The organism is Hymenobacter sp., assembly GCF_036388155.1.
GTDB lineage: Bacteria > Bacteroidota > Bacteroidia > Cytophagales > Hymenobacteraceae > Hymenobacter.
Map to the genome: position 1 here is coordinate 22,908 of NZ_DASVSI010000164.1, position 15,691 is coordinate 38,598.

General features: G+C 63.0%; 10 protein-coding genes. All 10 read right to left on the bottom strand.

Annotation, left to right across the window (positions count from 1 at the left end; genetic code table 11):
• Window positions 1-177: 177 nt before the first annotated feature.
• The gene (locus VF629_RS23285) at window positions 178-1,644 is read right to left on the bottom strand and encodes a SusD/RagB family nutrient-binding outer membrane lipoprotein (protein WP_331060911.1); all 1,467 of its coding nucleotides are present in this window, start codon (window positions 1,642-1,644) and stop codon (window positions 178-180) included.
• 145 nt (window positions 1,645-1,789) lie between these two features.
• Entirely contained in the window at window positions 1,790-5,263 is a 3,474-nt protein-coding gene (locus VF629_RS23290) for a SusC/RagA family TonB-linked outer membrane protein (protein ID WP_331060912.1), read from the bottom strand.
• A gap of 133 nt (window positions 5,264-5,396) precedes the next feature.
• Entirely contained in the window at window positions 5,397-6,410 is a 1,014-nt protein-coding gene (locus tag VF629_RS23295; RefSeq protein WP_331060913.1) for a FecR family protein, read from the bottom strand.
• A 120-nt stretch (window positions 6,411-6,530) separates the two neighbouring features.
• On the bottom strand, window positions 6,531-7,100 hold the full coding sequence (locus VF629_RS23300; protein ID WP_331060914.1) for an RNA polymerase sigma-70 factor: 570 nt from the start codon (window positions 7,098-7,100) through the stop codon (window positions 6,531-6,533).
• 258 nt (window positions 7,101-7,358) lie between these two features.
• Complete coding sequence (locus tag VF629_RS23305) at window positions 7,359-10,577, bottom strand: efflux RND transporter permease subunit (RefSeq protein ID WP_331060915.1); 3,219 nt, start codon at window positions 10,575-10,577, stop codon at window positions 7,359-7,361.
• A 93-nt stretch (window positions 10,578-10,670) separates the two neighbouring features.
• Window positions 10,671-11,816, bottom strand: coding sequence for an efflux RND transporter periplasmic adaptor subunit (locus VF629_RS23310; protein WP_331060916.1), 1,146 nt, complete (start codon window positions 11,814-11,816; stop codon window positions 10,671-10,673).
• On the bottom strand, window positions 11,800-12,399 hold the full coding sequence (locus tag VF629_RS23315) for a hypothetical protein (protein WP_331060917.1): 600 nt from the start codon (window positions 12,397-12,399) through the stop codon (window positions 11,800-11,802). Before VF629_RS23315 ends, VF629_RS23310 begins: the two co-directional genes overlap by 17 nt.
• Before the next feature lies 1 nt (window position 12,400).
• The gene (locus VF629_RS23320; RefSeq protein ID WP_331060918.1) at window positions 12,401-13,627 is read right to left on the bottom strand and encodes a TolC family protein; all 1,227 of its coding nucleotides are present in this window, start codon (window positions 13,625-13,627) and stop codon (window positions 12,401-12,403) included.
• Window positions 13,628-13,768: 141 nt separating this feature from the next.
• Window positions 13,769-14,497 carry a DUF305 domain-containing protein gene (locus VF629_RS23325; RefSeq protein ID WP_331060919.1) on the bottom strand — a complete coding sequence of 243 codons (729 nt, stop codon included), beginning with the start codon at window positions 14,495-14,497 and terminating at the stop codon, window positions 13,769-13,771.
• 48 nt (window positions 14,498-14,545) lie between these two features.
• On the bottom strand, window positions 14,546-15,493 hold the full coding sequence (locus VF629_RS23330; RefSeq protein ID WP_331060920.1) for a heavy metal-binding domain-containing protein: 948 nt from the start codon (window positions 15,491-15,493) through the stop codon (window positions 14,546-14,548).
• Window positions 15,494-15,691 lie beyond the last annotated feature (198 nt).

The following is a 15,691-nucleotide window of genomic DNA, read 5'->3' on the forward strand; positions in this document are numbered from 1 at the left end:
CTCCAAAAAAGAGGGGGCACCGGACATGCTTGGGGGACAGGGAACAGGGAATAAGATGTACAAGCGGGTCCTTTCTTCCTTTTCCCCTATCCCTTCCCGAGCCGGTGCCGCCTCTTTTTTGGAGAGGAGGTCAGGGGGTGAGGTGGACGGCTGCGCTTTACTGGTTCGATTACGTTCTTACTGCTGCCACCACACCTTGGTGTTGAGGTCGTCAGGGCCCTGGTCGGCCACGGCGGCCTGGTAGTTCAGCTGGTTGAGGCTTTGCACGTAGAGCGGGTAATTGAGGCGGGCGGGCATCTGGCGGTTGTTCTTCAGGCCGGGGCCCAGGGGCAGCACCGGGTGGCCCGTGCGGCGGTACTCAAACCATTGCTGGAAATCGGTGAAAAACAGCGCGTAGTACTTCTGCAGGTGAATCTGGTCGAGCTTGGTGTCGAAGGTGCTGGTGGGCTCCCACTTCACGTCGGCGTTGGTGAGGAAGGCGGCCGGCACGGCGAAGCCCCACAGCGTGATGCCGTTGGTGGCGCCGGTTTCGTAGTAGGCCTTGGCGTCGCCCGAAATCCAGCCGCGCAGGGCGGCTTCGGCCAGCAAGAGCTGCACTTCGGGGTAGTTGAGGATGTTGCCGAGCAGGGGCTCGGTCATCAGCGCGGCCGGGTAGGTCGACTTTCCCACCGGAATCTGGTTGGGCAAGTAGCCGCTCGGAATGCCTTCGTAGGTGCCGTTGGAGAGCGTGGCCCACTTGGGCAGGCGCGGGTCGTTCCACTCCACCAGGTTGTTGATGAAAAACTCGCTCATGGAGCTAGACGAGACAAAGTCGGCCGTGCGGTAGGTTTGGAAGGGCGACTGGTACGGGGCCGTGCCCGTCCAGCGCATGATGGCCGACTCGGCGTTGTTGGCAATGAGCGGGTAGTTGGCGGCGTTGGTGTTCACCAGGTCGCGCAGCTTGGCTTGCGGGCTCAGACCGTTGGCCACGGCCTCGGTGCGGTTCGACACGCGCAGCAGCAGGCGCAGGTAGAGCGAGTTGCCAAACTTGCGCCATTTCAAGGCATTGCCCTGAAACAAGGGGTCGAGCTGGGCCTGGTCGGCGGTGAGGTTGACGTTGGTTTTCAGCAGCTCGTTGGCTTCTTCGAGCTTGGTGAACAAGTCGCGGTAAATGTCTTCCTGCCGGTCGAACTTGGGCTGCAACTGCCCGCTGCGGCCCTGAATGGCTTCCGAGTACGGCACGTCGCCAAACGTGTCCGTGAGCAAGGAAAACGTCCAGACCTCACAGATGCGCGCAATGCCCATGAAGGTGTTGCTTTTCACGGCCGTGGCGCTGGCGTACATGTCGCGGAAGTCGGTGAGCTGCGTGTACCAGCCGTTCCACATGTAGTCGGCCTCCGAAGGCTGGATGACGTAGCGGTGAAACTCGTCGTTGTCCTGGCGCGACACGTGCACCTGCATCAGCTCGTTGGTGATGCGGAAGGCGCGGTCCATGTTGCGCTTCACCAGGTCGGTAAGCGCGGGCCCGAGCAGCGTTTCGGGGATGACGTTGGGGTTTTGGTTGGGGTTGATGTTCATCTCCTCAAACCCCTGCGTGCAGGAGGGCGCGGTGGCGAGGCCAGCGGCGGCGAGGAGCAAGAGAAACAAGCGTTTCAGGTTTTTCATGATGAGATACTGTTATAAATCCGACCCGTCATGCTGAGCTTGTCGAAGCATCTCTACCGCACTATTAAAATTGGTTAGTTGCGCGGTAGAGATGCTTCGACAAGCTCAGCATGACGTTATTTTAAATTGTTCTTTTCTGGCCGCTCTAAATTCCCACCGTCAGGTTGATGCCCATGGTGCGGGTGCTCGGGAACTGGCCCAGCTCGAAGCCCAGGTCGATGGTGCCGTCGTTCAGGGTGCCGAACTCGGGGTCGAAGGCAGGCCAATTGGTGAAAATGAACAGGTCGCGGCCGTACACCCCAATGGAAGCCTGCGTGAGCTTGAGCTTGCCGAGCAGCGTGGCGGGCAGGGCGTAGTCGAGGCGCATTTCGCGCAGCTTGATGTAGTCGGTGCGGAAGAGGTTGGCCTCCACGTTGTCGCGGCCGTAGTGGGCCAGGTAGTAGTTCGGTATGTTCTCGGCCACCACGTCGTTGGGCCGGAAGGTGCCGTCGGCGTTGCGAATCACGCCGTTGCCGACGATGCCGTTGTAGCGGCCGGGCAGCGTGTTTTTGCTTTTGCCTTGCTCGGCCAGCACGGCGTGCGTCAGCGAAAAAGCCTTGGCCCCGAATTGCCCGTCAAACAACACGTTCAGGCGCAGCTGCTTGTAGCTGAATTCGGTGCCGGCGCTGGCTTTCCACTGCGGCAGGGCGTTGCCCAGGTACTTGATTTCGGTGCCCAGCACGGGGTAGCCGTTCTGGTAGAGAATCTGGCCGTCGGGGGCCCGCTCGTAGCCGCGCCCGTAGATGGCGCCCATGCTGCCGCCGGGCCGGGCTTCCACTGAGCCCCGGCCGCCGGGGCCGCGCTGCAGCTGGTAGGTCAGCAGGCTGTCGGCCAGCTCCACCACTTGGTTACGGTTGGCCGTGAAGGTGCCGAGCACCTTCCAGCTGAAGCCCTGGGGGTTGACCAGCACCTGGCCGTTGGCTTGAATTTCCAGCCCCTGGTTGCGCACCAGGCCCGCGTTGAGGGTGGCGAAGTTGTAGCCCGAAGCGCGGTCCACGGGCACCTGCAGAATCTGGTCGTAGGTGTTGTTGCGGTACACCGACACGTCGAGGCCGATGCGGTTGCGCAGGAAGCGCACGTCGGCGCCCAGCTCCACGCTTTCGGTGCGGCGGGGGCGCAGGCCCTCGTTGGCAATGGCGCTGGGGTTGCTCAGCCCGGAGGGGAAGCCCGTGGCCACGGCGTAGGTGTACGACGTGAGGTAGGGCGTGGTGGTGCCGCTGCCCACCTGCGACCACGACCCCCGCAGCTTGGCAAACGACACAAATTCCGGCAGCGGCAGCACCTGCGAGAGCACCGTGCTCAGGCTGGCCGACGGGTAAAAGAAGTCGGTGTTCTTGGTGGAAGTGGCCGTGGCCAGCGTGCTGGTCCAGTCCTGACGCGCCGTCAGGTCGAGGTACAGGAAGTTGTTGTACCCCAGCGTGGCCAGCCCGTAGAAGCTGTTCACCGCAAACTCGGCGCGGTAGGGCAAGGCCACGGGCAAGTCGCGGCTGTTGGCGAAGGTGAACACCTGCGGGTAGAGCAGGCGCTCGGCGCGCAGCTCGTCGCGGTTGTAGCGGTTGCGCAGGGCGCTGCCGCCGCCCGAAACACTCGTTTCAAAACGCCCGAACTTGTGGGCGTACTGCAGCAGGAAGTCGTGGTTCATCTCCTGCGAGAAGATGTTCTGGGTCCGGAACATGCCCTCCTTGTACTTCTCGGTGTCCTTAGGCCGCTGCTGCGAGCGCGCCTCGTAGGAGTAGTCCAGCGCCGAGCGCACCATCAGGTTCAGGTCATTGGTGAACTTGTAGTTGACCTGCACGTTGCCGGTGAGGGCGTTGCGGTTGGCCTTGTTCAGCATCTCCCGCGTAATCAGGTAGGGGTTGTCCACCAGGCTGCTGAACGGGTAGCGCTGCAGCAGGCCTTCGCTGCCCGGCGCCCAGTAGTTTTTCAGCCAGTCCAGGTTGCCGTTGGGCACCTGAAACATCAGCCAGTACATCAGGCTCTGGTTGTTGTAGCCGGTGCTGGGCAGGTTGTCGCTGCTGCGGTTGGTGTAGTTGACCTTGGTCGACACCTGCAGGCGGTCGGTAATCTTCTGGCTGGCCGACAGCGCCACGGTGTTGCGGTCGTAGCCCGTGTTCGGGATAATCCAGGTGTTCTGCAGGTTGGTGAGCGAGAGGCGCACGGCAGTGCGGTCGGTGCCGCCGTCCAGCGAGATGGTGTTGGTGAAGGTTTTGCCCGTTTCGAAAAAGCCCTTGCGGTTGTTTTCGTAGGGCACCCAGGGCGTGCGCTCCGTGCCGCCCGTGTGGGTGGCGGGGTCGTATTGGAAGTAGGACTGCCCGTCGAATTTCGGGCCCCAGGCCGAACTGGTGCTGCGGGTGCTGGGCCCGTCGGCCGTGGCGCCGAAGGAGTAGTAGTTTTCCCCTACCGCGCCCTGGCCGTACTCGTACTGGTAGTCGGGCCAGCGCGAAATCTGGTCAAAGGCCGCGTTGGAATTGAACGTAACGCCGATTCCCTTCTTGCGCGCACGCCCCGACTTGGTGGTGATGACGACCGCGCCGTTGCCGCCGCGCGCGCCGTACAGCGCCGTGGCGCCCGGCCCCTTCAGCACCGTCACCGACTCGATGTCCTCGGGGTTGATGTCGTTGAGGCTGGTGCCAAAATCCACCGGCGACTCGCCCTGCAGGTAGGCCGAGCTGCCGTTGCCGGTGTTGCGGTTGCTGCCGCCCAGCACCACGCCGTCCACCACTATCAGGGCTTCGTTGTCGCCGGCCAGCGAGCTTTCGCCGCGCAGAATAATCTTGTTCGAGCCAGCCGGCCCGCCGCCCGATTTCACCAGGTTCAGGCCCGCCACCTTGCCTGATAGCGCGTCGGTCCAGTTGTTGGACTTGGCTTCGGTGAGCTGCGCATTGCTGACCTGCGTCACGGAGTAGCCCAGGGCGCGCTCTTCGCGCTTGATGCCCAAGGCCGTCACCACCACTTCGTCGAGGCCGGTCACGTCTTCGCGCAGGGCCACGTCGTAGGTGCTGTTGTCGCCCACAGTCGCCTCCTGCCCCGCAAAGCCGATGAACGAGAAAATGAGCACGTTGCCGGGCTCGGCCGTGAGTTCGTAGGCGCCGCTGGGGTCGGTGATGGTGCCCACCGTCGTGCCCTTGATGCGCACCGAAACGCCGGGCATGCCCTCCCCTTTCGCGTCGGTCACCCGGCCCTTCACGGGCTTGGGGTCGGCCGCGGGGCGGGCCCCCGGCTTCAGCAGAATGCGCTGGCCCTGCACCGTAAACTGCACGCCCGCCTGCGCCGCCAGCAGGTCGAGCACGGCGCTGAGGTTGCTTTGCGGGGCCTCCACGCTCACTTCTCGGGCCAGCACGTCGGCCTGGTTTGCATACAAGAACCGGTAGCCGGTTTGCTGTTCAATGCTGGCCAGCACCGTGGCCAGTGGCTGCTGCCGCACCGTGAGGGCGCAGGGCGTGGTGGCGGGGCCGGCTTGCTCCAAAGTCAGGCGGGCCGCCGGGGCCGCCAGCGGGGCCGTGCTCAGCGTGGTGAGGCTTAGCCCGACCACCGCGTGCCGCCAGCGCCGGCCCATTCCAGGGTACCTTGTTTGTTTCATAGGGTTGTGCGTGAGCGTTGGTTAAATGATGACTGATTTAATGGACCCTCCACGATGCCAGCAGTAGCCGTACTGCCAGCTTTTTACCGGAAGGCAGCGGGTTACCGCCCGTTGCCTTCCTCTTGAAAAAGCGTTATTCCGCCGCCGGTTTGGCGGCCACTTGCCGCAGGTAAATCACCTGGCCTTCGCGCCGGCATTCCAGCGAGCCGGCCAGCTGCAGGGCTTCCAGCACAGCGGGCAGCTGCTCGTTGTCGAACGTGGCCCAGAGGCGCACCTCGGCCGTGCCGGCGTCGGCAAACACCAGTTTCACGCCGTAGAGGCGCTCTATCTGGGCCGCCACATCGGCCAGTCGCTCGTTTTGAAACACCAGGCGGTTGGTGCGCCAGCCCACCACCTGAGCGGCGTTGAACTCCTGCCGGTAGATGCGGCCCGTGGCGTGGTCGGCGCGCAGCTGCTGGCCCGGCGCCAACAAGTAGTGGTCTTGCTTGTCGAACACTTCCACTTTGCCTTCCAGCAGCGACACGGCCATTTGGGTGGTGCCCGGCACGGCGCTCACGTTGAAGGCGGTGCCCAGCACTTGGGTGGTCCAGCTGCCGCTGTGCACCCGAAATGGCCGGCGGGCGTCCTTCTTCACTTCAAAAAAGGCCTCGCCTTCCAGGTACACTTCCCGCGACGTTTCGCCGAAAGTTGTCGGGTAGCGGAGCTGGCTCTGCGGGGCCAGCGTCACGACCGAGCCATCTAGCAGGTGGATTTGCTGCTTCTGACGGGCCAGCGTCCGGCTAACTCGGTACTCCATTGCAGCGGTCGGGTTAGTAAGAAAATGCCCTCCACCGACGGCCACCACCACGCCCACCACCCACGCCGCGACTTGGTACGGGCGCCGCAAGCGCCACCGCCGAACCGGCGGAGGGCCAGCCAACACTGCAACTGGCCGGGCCAGCCGGGCCTTCACTTGGCGCAGCGCAGCGGCGGTTTCCGCGGGCTCGTGGGGGGTTTGGCTGGCTTGCCACACGGCCTTGAGTTGCTCAAACGTGCGTTCGTTCTCGGGCGAGTGGCCGACCCAGGCCGCCAATTGCTCGTTCTCGTCCGGCGAAGTTTGCCGGGCCAGGTAGCGGGTAATGAGGAGGTAGATTTCTTCGGGTTCCAAGCAGGAGCGCGGCGCGTGGGAGCCGCCGCATGCCATCAAGACGCTGGCGCCCGCCGACCTCGTGACACGCCGAGGCAAGCTTAACCGAACGGTAACAGCCGTAACCGTTGGGTAACACGGCTACTTAACGCCAGCGGTGAAAAGGGCGCCTTTCAGAAAGCGCAAGGCGCGAAACATGTGCGTCTTCACCGAATTGACCGAAATGGTCAGCATGGTCGCAATTTCCTCGTAGGTGAGGCTGCCGTCGCGGTGCAGCTGGAACACTTGGCGAGTGCGCTCCGGCAAGCGCTCAATCAGGTGAAGTACGTGCGCGTTGAGCTCCTGGTAGCCAAGCACTTCGTCGGGTTGCAGGTACGCGGCCTCCGACTGCGTCAGCGGCAAGTCGTCGTCGGCTTCGACCACGCTGCGCCGCTGCTGGCGCAGCCGGTCGTAGCAGCGGTGCTTCACGGCCGCGTGGAGATACGCGGCCAGCGAACCCTGCACCATCAGGTGGCTGCGGTTCGTCCAGATGGCACAAAACGTTTCGGCCACCACGTCTTCGGCCGCATCGGTCGGGTAGCGCAGCAGGCTTTGGGCATAGCGCAGCAAGGCAGCGTAATAGCGCGTAAAGAGCGCGTCGAAAGCCGCTTCGTGGCCCAAAGCAAGGGCTTCCAAGTATTGTTTATCGGAGGAGCTAGGGGCGAACATCATACCGTAGACAAAGCTACCGGCGCCATAAAACGGTAAAATTATCCGAGCATTATCCTATAATTATCCTGTCCCAGCGGCACAGGAGCGATGCGCGTTTGGGGGATTGGCCAAGGTAGATAAAACGAGTACCCCGAATTTTCAATTCGGCCCGCCAGGACATGTCGCTTGAGGTTGTTCTGGCGGGCCGAATTGAAAATTCGGGGTACTCGTTTTGCTCAGCCGAGCGGCCCCAAACGGCGCTTTAGATTTCCGGCTACTTTACGCCGGCTTCACCGTGCTCAAGTCGCCGTTCGGGGCAAACGGTGGCGCATCCAGTTCCTGCGGGTGTTCGCCGAGGCCCGTTTCCCGGTGCGCCCCGAAGTACTGTGCCAAGGCTCGTTCGCCCACCAACCAGAACACCACGGGCGTCACCACGATGTCGAGGAAAGTGGACGAAAGCAGCCCGCCCAGAATGACGGTGGCCACGGGGTACAGAATTTCCTTGCCCGGCGCGTCTTTGCTTAGCGTGAGCGGCACCAGCGCCAGCGCGGCCACCAGGGCCGTCATTAGTACCGGCACCAAGCGCTCCAGCGAGCCACGCATAATCATCTTTTTCCCAAACACTTCGCCCTCGTGCTCTACCAAGTGGATGTAGTGCGAAATCATCATGATGCCGTTGCGGGAGGCAATGCCGGTGAGCGTGATGAAGCCCACCAGCGAGGCAATGCTGAGCGTGCCGCCCGTGAGCAGCACCGCCACCACCGACCCGATGAGGGCCAGGGGAATGTTGAGCATGATTTGGCCCACCATGTAGGTGGACTTGAAGTGCGAATACAGCACCAAGAAGATGCCGGCTAGCGAGAACAAGCTCAGCCACAGAATCTTCTGCGAAGCCGACTGCTGGCTCTCAAACTGCCCGCCGTAGGTGAGGTAGTAGCCGGCCGGCAGCTTCACCTGCTGGCTGACCTTTTGCTGAATTTCCTGCACCGTGGAGCCCAGGTCACGCTCGGCCACGTTCAGCGAGACGGTGATGCGGCGCTGGGTGTTTTCGTGGTTGACGGTGTTGGGGCCCGGCTCGTAGAGCACTTCCGCCACTTGGCTTACCGGAATCATGGCGCCGGCGGGGGTTTCGATGCGGGTGTTGCGAATGGCGTCGATGTCGTTGCGCTGAGTTTCGGGCAGCTTTACCACCAGGTCGAAGCGCTTTTGTCCGTCAAGCATCTGCGACACCACCGTGCCCTGGAACAGGGTTTCCAGGTCGCGCACTACTTCGCCGCGCTCCATGCCGTAGGCGCGCAGGGCTTGGTCGCGGGGGCGGATGAGCAGCTGGGGAATTTGCACCTGTTTTTCTACCTGCAAATCCACCACGCCGGGCACGCTGGCCGCGGCGGCGCGCACCTCGTTGGCGTAGCGGCGCAGCTCCAACAAGTCGTTGCCGAAAACTTTGATGGCCACCTGGGCCCGCACCCCGCTCAGGAGGTGGTCGAGGCGGTGGGAAATGGGCTGGCCGATGTTCACGTTGACGCCGGCAATGAGGCTGAGCTTCTGGCGCATGTCGGCCAGGATTTCGTCGCGGCTGCGCGTGGTTTTGCCTTCTTTTTCTAATTCTTGCTCGGTCTTGAAGGCTACTTCAATTTCGGAGTTATTCACCGATTCGGCGTGCTCGTCGAGTTCGGCGCGGCCGGTGCGGCGGGCGGTGTAGGCCACCTCCGGCACCTTCAGCATCTGCTGCTCTCCCAAGGTGCCCAGGCGGTTGGATTCGGCCAACGAAGTGCCGGCCGGCGCGGAGAAATTCACCGTGAGGGAGCCTTCGTTGAAAGGCGGCAAAAACTCGGTGCCGAAGAACGGCACCATGGCCGCCGCCGCAATGAACAGCGTGGCCGTGGCCGTGAGCACCCCGCGCGGGTGCGTCAAACCCCAGTTCAGCAGGCGGGTATCTTTCTGCTTCAGCCAGCGCACCAGCCGGCCGTCGGTTTCGGCGTGGGCCATCTGCTTCATGTTGGGCAGCAGGTAGTAGCAAAGCACCGGCGTAACGGTGAGCGACACAAACAGCGAGGCCACAATGCTGGTGATGTAGGCGATGCCCAACGGCGCGAAAATGCGGCCCTCCATCCCTTCCAGCGCAAACAGCGGCAGGAACACCAGCACCACAATGATAGTGGCGTACACAATGGAGTTGCGCACCTCCGAGCTGGCCGCGTACACCACCCGCAGCACGGGCCGGGGCTGGGCTAACTGGCGGTTTTCGCGCAGCCGCCGGTACACGTTTTCCACGTCCACAATTGCGTCGTCCATCAACTCGCCGATGGCAATGGCCAACCCGCCCAGCGTCATGGTATTAATGCTGATGCCCGCTACCCGGAAAACCAGCGCCGTAACCAGCAGTGACAACGGAATTGCCACCAGCGAAATGAACGTGGTGCGCACGTTCAACAAGAAGGCAAACAGCACGATGACGACCAAGATGGCGCCGTCGCGCAGCGCTTCTTCCACGTTGGCAATAGAGGACTCGATGAATTCCGACTGCTTGAACAAGCGAGTATTCACTTGCACATCCTTGGGCAGCGAGGGTTTGAGCTCCTGCAGCGCTTTTTCCACGGCTTCGGTCAGGCCCACGGTGGCGGCGCCGGGCTGCTTCTCGATGCTGAGAATCACGGCGGGCCGGCCGTTCACGCTGCCGTCGCCGCGCTTGAAGCGGGCGCCAAATTCCACGCGGGCTACATCGGCTACGCGCACCGGCGACTGCTCGCGGTAGCCTACGATGATGTTTTCAATGTCGCCCACCGAACGCAGGCGGCCCAGGTTGCGGATGAGAACTTCCGAGCCGTTGCGGTCGAAAAAGTTACCGGTAGTGTTTAGGTTGGAATTGCGCAAGGCATCTTCCACCTGGTTAATGGTCAGGCCGGTGGCATTGAGCCGGGCCATGTCGAGCAGCACCTGGTACTGCAAATTGTCGCCGCCGATGGGAATGACCTGGGCCACGCCCGGAATGCTGAGCAAGCGCTGGCGCACGGTGTAATTGGCCAGGGTGCGGAGGTCGGCGGCATTGGTTTGCTGACCGCCGGAAAGGCCCACCAGCATAATCTGGCCCATGACCGAAGAAATAGGCCCCAGCACCGGCGTGATGCCAGTGGGCAGCTGCTCGCCCACGGTCTGCAGCTTTTCCGATACTATCTGCCGGGCCGTGAAAATGTCGGTGCCGTACTCAAATTCCACGAACACCATGCCCAGGCCAATGGCCGAGTTGGAGCGCACCGCCGACACGCCGGTGGCGCCGTTCAGGGCGGTTTCCACGGGCAGCGTCACCAGCGCCTCCACCTCTTCGGGCGCCATACCGGGCGACTCCAGAAACACCGTCACGCGGGGGCGGTCCAGGTCGGGCAACACGTCGACCGGTAGCTGCCGGGCGGTGTAAGTGCCCGCCACCAGCAGGCACGCAGCAAAAGCCAGCATAAGCAGGCGGTTTTGCAGGGCAAAGCGAATTATCTTATCAAGCATGGTTGTAGCTGATGGCTAGCCGCAAATGGCCGCGCGTCGGTATCTTTTCTTCTCTCAAGCTTGGCTGCCAACACAGCTCGGAATGCCAGAGGGCTACTGATTGAGGTAGATGGATTTGAGTTGGTAAGTACCTGCCGTCACCACCCGGTCGTTTTCATTCACCCCGCCGCCTTGCAGCACGGTTTGCTGGCCGTTGGCTGCGCCCACCTGCACGTAGCGAATCTTGAAGTGCTCGGGCTGGGTGTGCACGAATACCACGGGCTTGCCATTCAAGTCAGTAACGGCCGAGGTGGGCACGACCAGCTCTTTCTGACCGGAATTGCTTTGGCCCAGCACCTGCACGTTCACGGCTTGGCCCGCGCGGTAGGCGCTGCCGGTACCCGCGTCCAGCTCCAAAATCAATTGACGGGCCTGGTTCACGGGGTTCACGGTGTTGCTGAACACCACCACCCGCGCCGGGGCACCGGCTTGCCCTTGCAATCCTTCTACCCGAAACTGTGCGTCAGCCGTGATTTTTGGCAGGTCTTGGGCGAACACTTGGGCCTCCACCCGCAGCTTGCCGGGGTTGATGACGCGGAACAACTCGTCGCCTTGGTTAACCTGCTGGCCGACAGCGAGCGTGAACACGTCCACTGTCCCGCTGATGGGCGAGGGGATGGTGGTGCGCCGCTGCTGGCCCTGCCCATTGAGGATGGCCGCGTTCTGCCGGGCCTGGCGCAGGCGCAGCTCCGCGGCCACCACGTCCTTACGGGCCGCGATGTCCGCAATGCTCTGCAGGCGGGCGTAGTCTTGCTGAGCGGCGCGCAACTCGGCCTGGGCGTTGGCCCGCTCGGTGCTCAGCCCGATTTGCTGGGTGGCGTCGAGGGTTTGCTCGATGACGGCCAGGGTTTGGCCGGCTTTTACTGGCTGGCCCACTTGGGCGGGCAGGCTCACGATTCGACCGGTTTGGGGCACCACGATGCGCCCTTCTCCACCGGCCGCGGCCGATACCGTGCCGTAGAGGGTGGCCTGGCTGTAGGTAGTGGAGTAGTTGGCCAAGCTGGTACGCACCTCAAACAGGAACTGACTTTCCTTAGGCAGCAGCACTTCGTCGGCCAGCGCCAGGCCGGTGCTAGCCTTGGTTTCGCCGCCGTGGTCCTCACCGCCATGGCCCAACACGGCCGCGGGCGGGGGAAACAGAACGGTAAAAACAAGACCCGCGGCTGCCGTGGCCGCCAAGAATTTATGCTTGGTTTTCATAAACAACAGGGGGTATGGTGGGAGAAGCGGCTGGCACACGTCGGCGCCGGAATAGCAAGGCCGTCAGCACGATGCCGAGCGCGAAAGCGCCCACCAGGGCCAGAATAGTCTTCCAAGAGCCGAAGAGCGAAGGCGCGGCCGGCGCCGCCACGGGCAGCTTCTCTCCTACTTTAATGCCTTCGAGCAGCATCAGGTCGGCGCGCTGCCCGGCCACAATGTTCACGGCAAAGCTGTAGGGCTTGTTGGCCGGAAATTCGCCTTCGACCAGGTATTCGCCGGGGCCTTTTTCCGTCACGGCCCATTTCAGCGTCGCGTCTTCCGGGTTGGTCAGTGTGAGTTTGGCGCCCTTGATGGGAGCATTAGTAGCGTAGTCCGAAAGGAACAGGCGCAGGTCCGCCGGCTGCCCGCCTTCCAGCGGTTCGTAGCGCAGCAGCACCTCGAATTGCTCCGACAGCGCCGCCACCGAAAATGAGGTGGCGCCCGCAGGCGTGGCGCTTGCGGCATCGCCGTGGTCTTCGCCGCCGTGAGCCCAAACGGGCCCCGTTAGCAGCAGGCCCAGCAACAAAAAAATGAGCTGTTTCATGTTATTCGCCCCGCAGGTACGTGAGTTCCACCAACGCCTCGCGGTAGTCGCGGATGGTGGTGAGGTAAGTATTCTGAATGGCAAAAGCTTGGTTTAAGCTCTGTATCAAAACCAGGTAGCTGATTTCGCCTGCCCGAAACAGGCGCTGCGACTGGTTGATGATGGCTCGTGACTGCGGCACCCCGGTCTGTTCGTAATAGGCCAGCGAAGTCGAGAACTTGCGCGTGTCGGCCAGCGCCTGCTGGTATTGCGTGCTCAGTTCGAGCCGTTGGATTTGGAGCTGGTAGCCGGCCGCCTGGCTGCGGGCCGTGGCCGCCTGCAGCTGGGCGCGGTAGGTCCAGAACCACACCGGTACCGACACTCCAAACTGAAAGCGGTACCGGATGACCGAATTCTCAAACGCCTGGTTCTGGTACCCCACCGTGAGCGCCGGCGTGCGCCGGGCCCGCACCAGGCTGATGCCCGACTGGCTTAAGGCCACGCTTTGAGTCGCCGCGGCCAGCGTGGGGCTTCGGACCAGGGCGCTACTGTCGGCTGCCGGCAAACTGCTAAGTAACGCGGTGCCGGCCTGGGCCAGGGCCGGGCCAGTTTGGCGCAGGTCGGTGCTGGTGGTCAGCTCCGCGGTGGGCTGGCCCAGCAGCAGGGCCAGGCGCCGCTGGCTGGCGCGGCGGTCCTCGGTGGCTTGCTGCAGCTGCACGGTGACTTGCCGGGCCTCGGCGTCGGTGCTGATGCGCTGCAACGACGTCACTTCCCCGGCCGCAAACAGCCGTTCTGTGGCCACGCGCAACGCCCGAAAGAGGCTGTCCTGGTAGGTGAGCTGGCGTACCTGGGCTTCGGCAAACTGCAGGTTCAGGTAGGCCAGGCGCGCGTCGCGCAACACGCTGGCCCGGCTCACCTCCCGGTTGCGCTCGGCCAGGACAATGCCCGCTTGCGCGACCTGCCGCTGCCGACGGTACACGTTGGGAAAATCGATGGTTTGCACCACGCCGGGGGCCCACCGCTCGCCCGTGGGAGCCGAAAACAAAAAGTCGGGGTTGGCCGGAGCGAAACTGCCGCGCTTGAGGGCGCGCTGCTCGGCTATTTCTTGCTCGGCTTGCCGCAGCCGCGGGTGGCGTCGCAACGCCCGTGCCTCGGCGCTGTCAAGGCCAATGACCGTGCTTTGCCCACGGGCCGGCCCGCTACCGCTAAACAGCAGCAGCCCCAGCAGGAGCGCCGGCCAGCTACGCAAAGCAAGGGTTGTTGGGTCTTTCATAAACTGGATTGATTACCTCCCGGGCTACTCGTTTCGTCAATAATGAGTGGCGGGAAACAAGCAGCGGACGCGGGGGCACAGGCCATTTTCTGGCCTGCACTCGCGCCCACCGGCCGGCTACATCTTGTCGGCATTCTTCTTGTGCCAGCTCTGGAGCTGCTGTATTTCCTTCTTTTGGGCAGTCACCATTTGCTGGGCCAGCTCTTTCAGCTTGGTGTCTTTGCCGTGGGCCAGCTCGGCTTCGGCCATGGCCACGGCGCTTTGGTGGTGCACGGTCATCAGCATGTTGAAGTTCATGTCGGGATTGGCAACCGGCGCGGGCATGTTCTTCATCATCTCGTCCATCGAAGCCTTCATCTTGCTGGCGAAGGGGTCGGCGGGGTCCTGGGGCTTGTAGTTGTTGGGGGCCGTGTCGAGCCGCTCGGCAATCGGGCCCAGCTCGCTCATCTCCTTCTGCTGGTCGGCTTTAATTTTCTCCGCCAGGCGGCGCATGGTGGCGTCCTTGCCGTCGCGCAGCTCAATGTCGGCCATGGCCACGGCGCCGCGGTGGTGCTCCAGCATCATGTCTGCGAAGTCGTGGTCGGTGTTTCCGTTGGGCTTCAGGGCCGACATTTTGGCCATCATCTCGTTCATGGACGCCATCTGGGGCGAGGTCGTCGTGCCGGCGCTGCCGTGGTCCATGGCGGAGTGGTCCATGCCGGCCATGTTGCCGTGTGCAGCCGTGTCGGCGGAGGCCGGGGTGTCGGTGGTGGCCGTGGCGGTTTCGGCCGATTGGTTGCTATTGCAGCTGCTCAGCAGCAAGCCGCCCGAGAGCACAGTGGCGAAGAAAAAAGCGGAGGTTTTCATGGTCCTGATTGAATTTCGGTGAAAAGTGAGCCTTTCAGGCCGGTCGACTTAGGCCTTCACGTTGATGGTGAAGTCGCTGGTGTGAATCTTGCCGGCGTGGTTGAACTGCAGGAAAACGCGGTACAACCCGGGCTTCTCGAAGTTGGTGTTGAAGCCAATGCTGGGGCCTTTGTCGGCCTGCTCGTTGGGGTGCACATGCAGGTACTGCTCGGTATCTGCGCTGATGACCACCACGTGGCCCAGCGCCCCGAGGTAGTTGTCGAGGTCCGTCACGGGCTGCCCGGCCTTGGTCAGGTTGATTTTCATGGCCAGCGGCTGGCCCACCTGCAAGGCTTTGTCGAACGACAGGGTGGCCTGGTAGCCGTCGCCCGCCCACTGCATGTCGTCGTTGCTGAACTTGACCGGCGTGTAGGCCGCGCCCTTCACCGTGATGGGCTGGCGGCCCAACTGGTGGCCCGCGCCCATGGGCGTGTAGTCCTGAAACAGCACGTAGTCGCCACCCTTGGGGAAAGTGTACTTCACCTGGTAGTCGCCGGCGGCGGTGTACTCGGGGTGCTCGTGGTAGAACTGCGACAGGTCCTTGCTCACGATGATGAGGTGAATTTTCTTTTCGTGCACCACGGCCAGCGGCACGGGAGCCGCCGCGTTGCCCGCTTCCTGGGGCTTGAAGGCCAGCGTGGCGGGCTGGCCGGCCGTGAGCTCTACGGGGGTGGGCACCAGCTTCATTTCGTAGGTTTTGCCGTTGGCCACTTTGTCGGTGTGCTCCAGGTTCATGCCGCACTTGGGGCAGGTCTCCCCTTCTTTGGTGCTGGTCACCTCCGGGTGCATGGGGCAGGAATAGATGTGGCCGCCGGCGTGGTCGGCAGTGCCCTCGGCGGGGCCGCCCGTGGGCGTGGTAACGGTGTTGGTAGCGCTACTCGACTCAGTATCGGAGGAGCAGCTGGCCGTGGTCAACAGGCCAGCCAAAGCCAGCAGGGAAATGGAAATGCGGTACATTATTGGAAGAAGTAGGTTTGAAAACCGCCTCAGGACAAGGCGGCCGAAGGATGAGCGGCCGAAGTCGAACACCTACCTGATAAGGTGGTCGGCGCTGCTGCCTGACGTAGGCAGAGAAGCGGCGCAAGGGCCGCCACAAGCGCGGGCTAGCCAGCAGGAGAAAACCCGAAAAAGGGACGTGCTGCACGCCGCAGCCAT

Bases quoted from the DNA above. Each gene is read 5' to 3' on its own strand.
- VF629_RS23325 (WP_331060919.1), bottom strand. From the start codon at position 14,497: ATGAAAACCTCCGCTTTTTTCTTCGCCACTGTGCTCTCGGGCGGCTTG.
- VF629_RS23310 (WP_331060916.1), bottom strand. From the start codon at position 11,816: ATGAAAACCAAGCATAAATTCTTGGCGGCCACGGCAGCCGCGGGTCTT.
- VF629_RS23330 (WP_331060920.1), bottom strand. From the start codon at position 15,493: ATGTACCGCATTTCCATTTCCCTGCTGGCTTTGGCTGGCCTGTTGACC.
- VF629_RS23285 (WP_331060911.1), bottom strand. From the start codon at position 1,644: ATGAAAAACCTGAAACGCTTGTTTCTCTTGCTCCTCGCCGCCGCTGGC.
- VF629_RS23300 (WP_331060914.1), bottom strand. From the start codon at position 7,100: ATGATGTTCGCCCCTAGCTCCTCCGATAAACAATACTTGGAAGCCCTT.
- VF629_RS23315 (WP_331060917.1), bottom strand. From the start codon at position 12,399: ATGAAACAGCTCATTTTTTTGTTGCTGGGCCTGCTGCTAACGGGGCCC.
- VF629_RS23305 (WP_331060915.1), bottom strand. From the start codon at position 10,577: ATGCTTGATAAGATAATTCGCTTTGCCCTGCAAAACCGCCTGCTTATG.
- VF629_RS23290 (WP_331060912.1), bottom strand. From the start codon at position 5,263: ATGAAACAAACAAGGTACCCTGGAATGGGCCGGCGCTGGCGGCACGCG.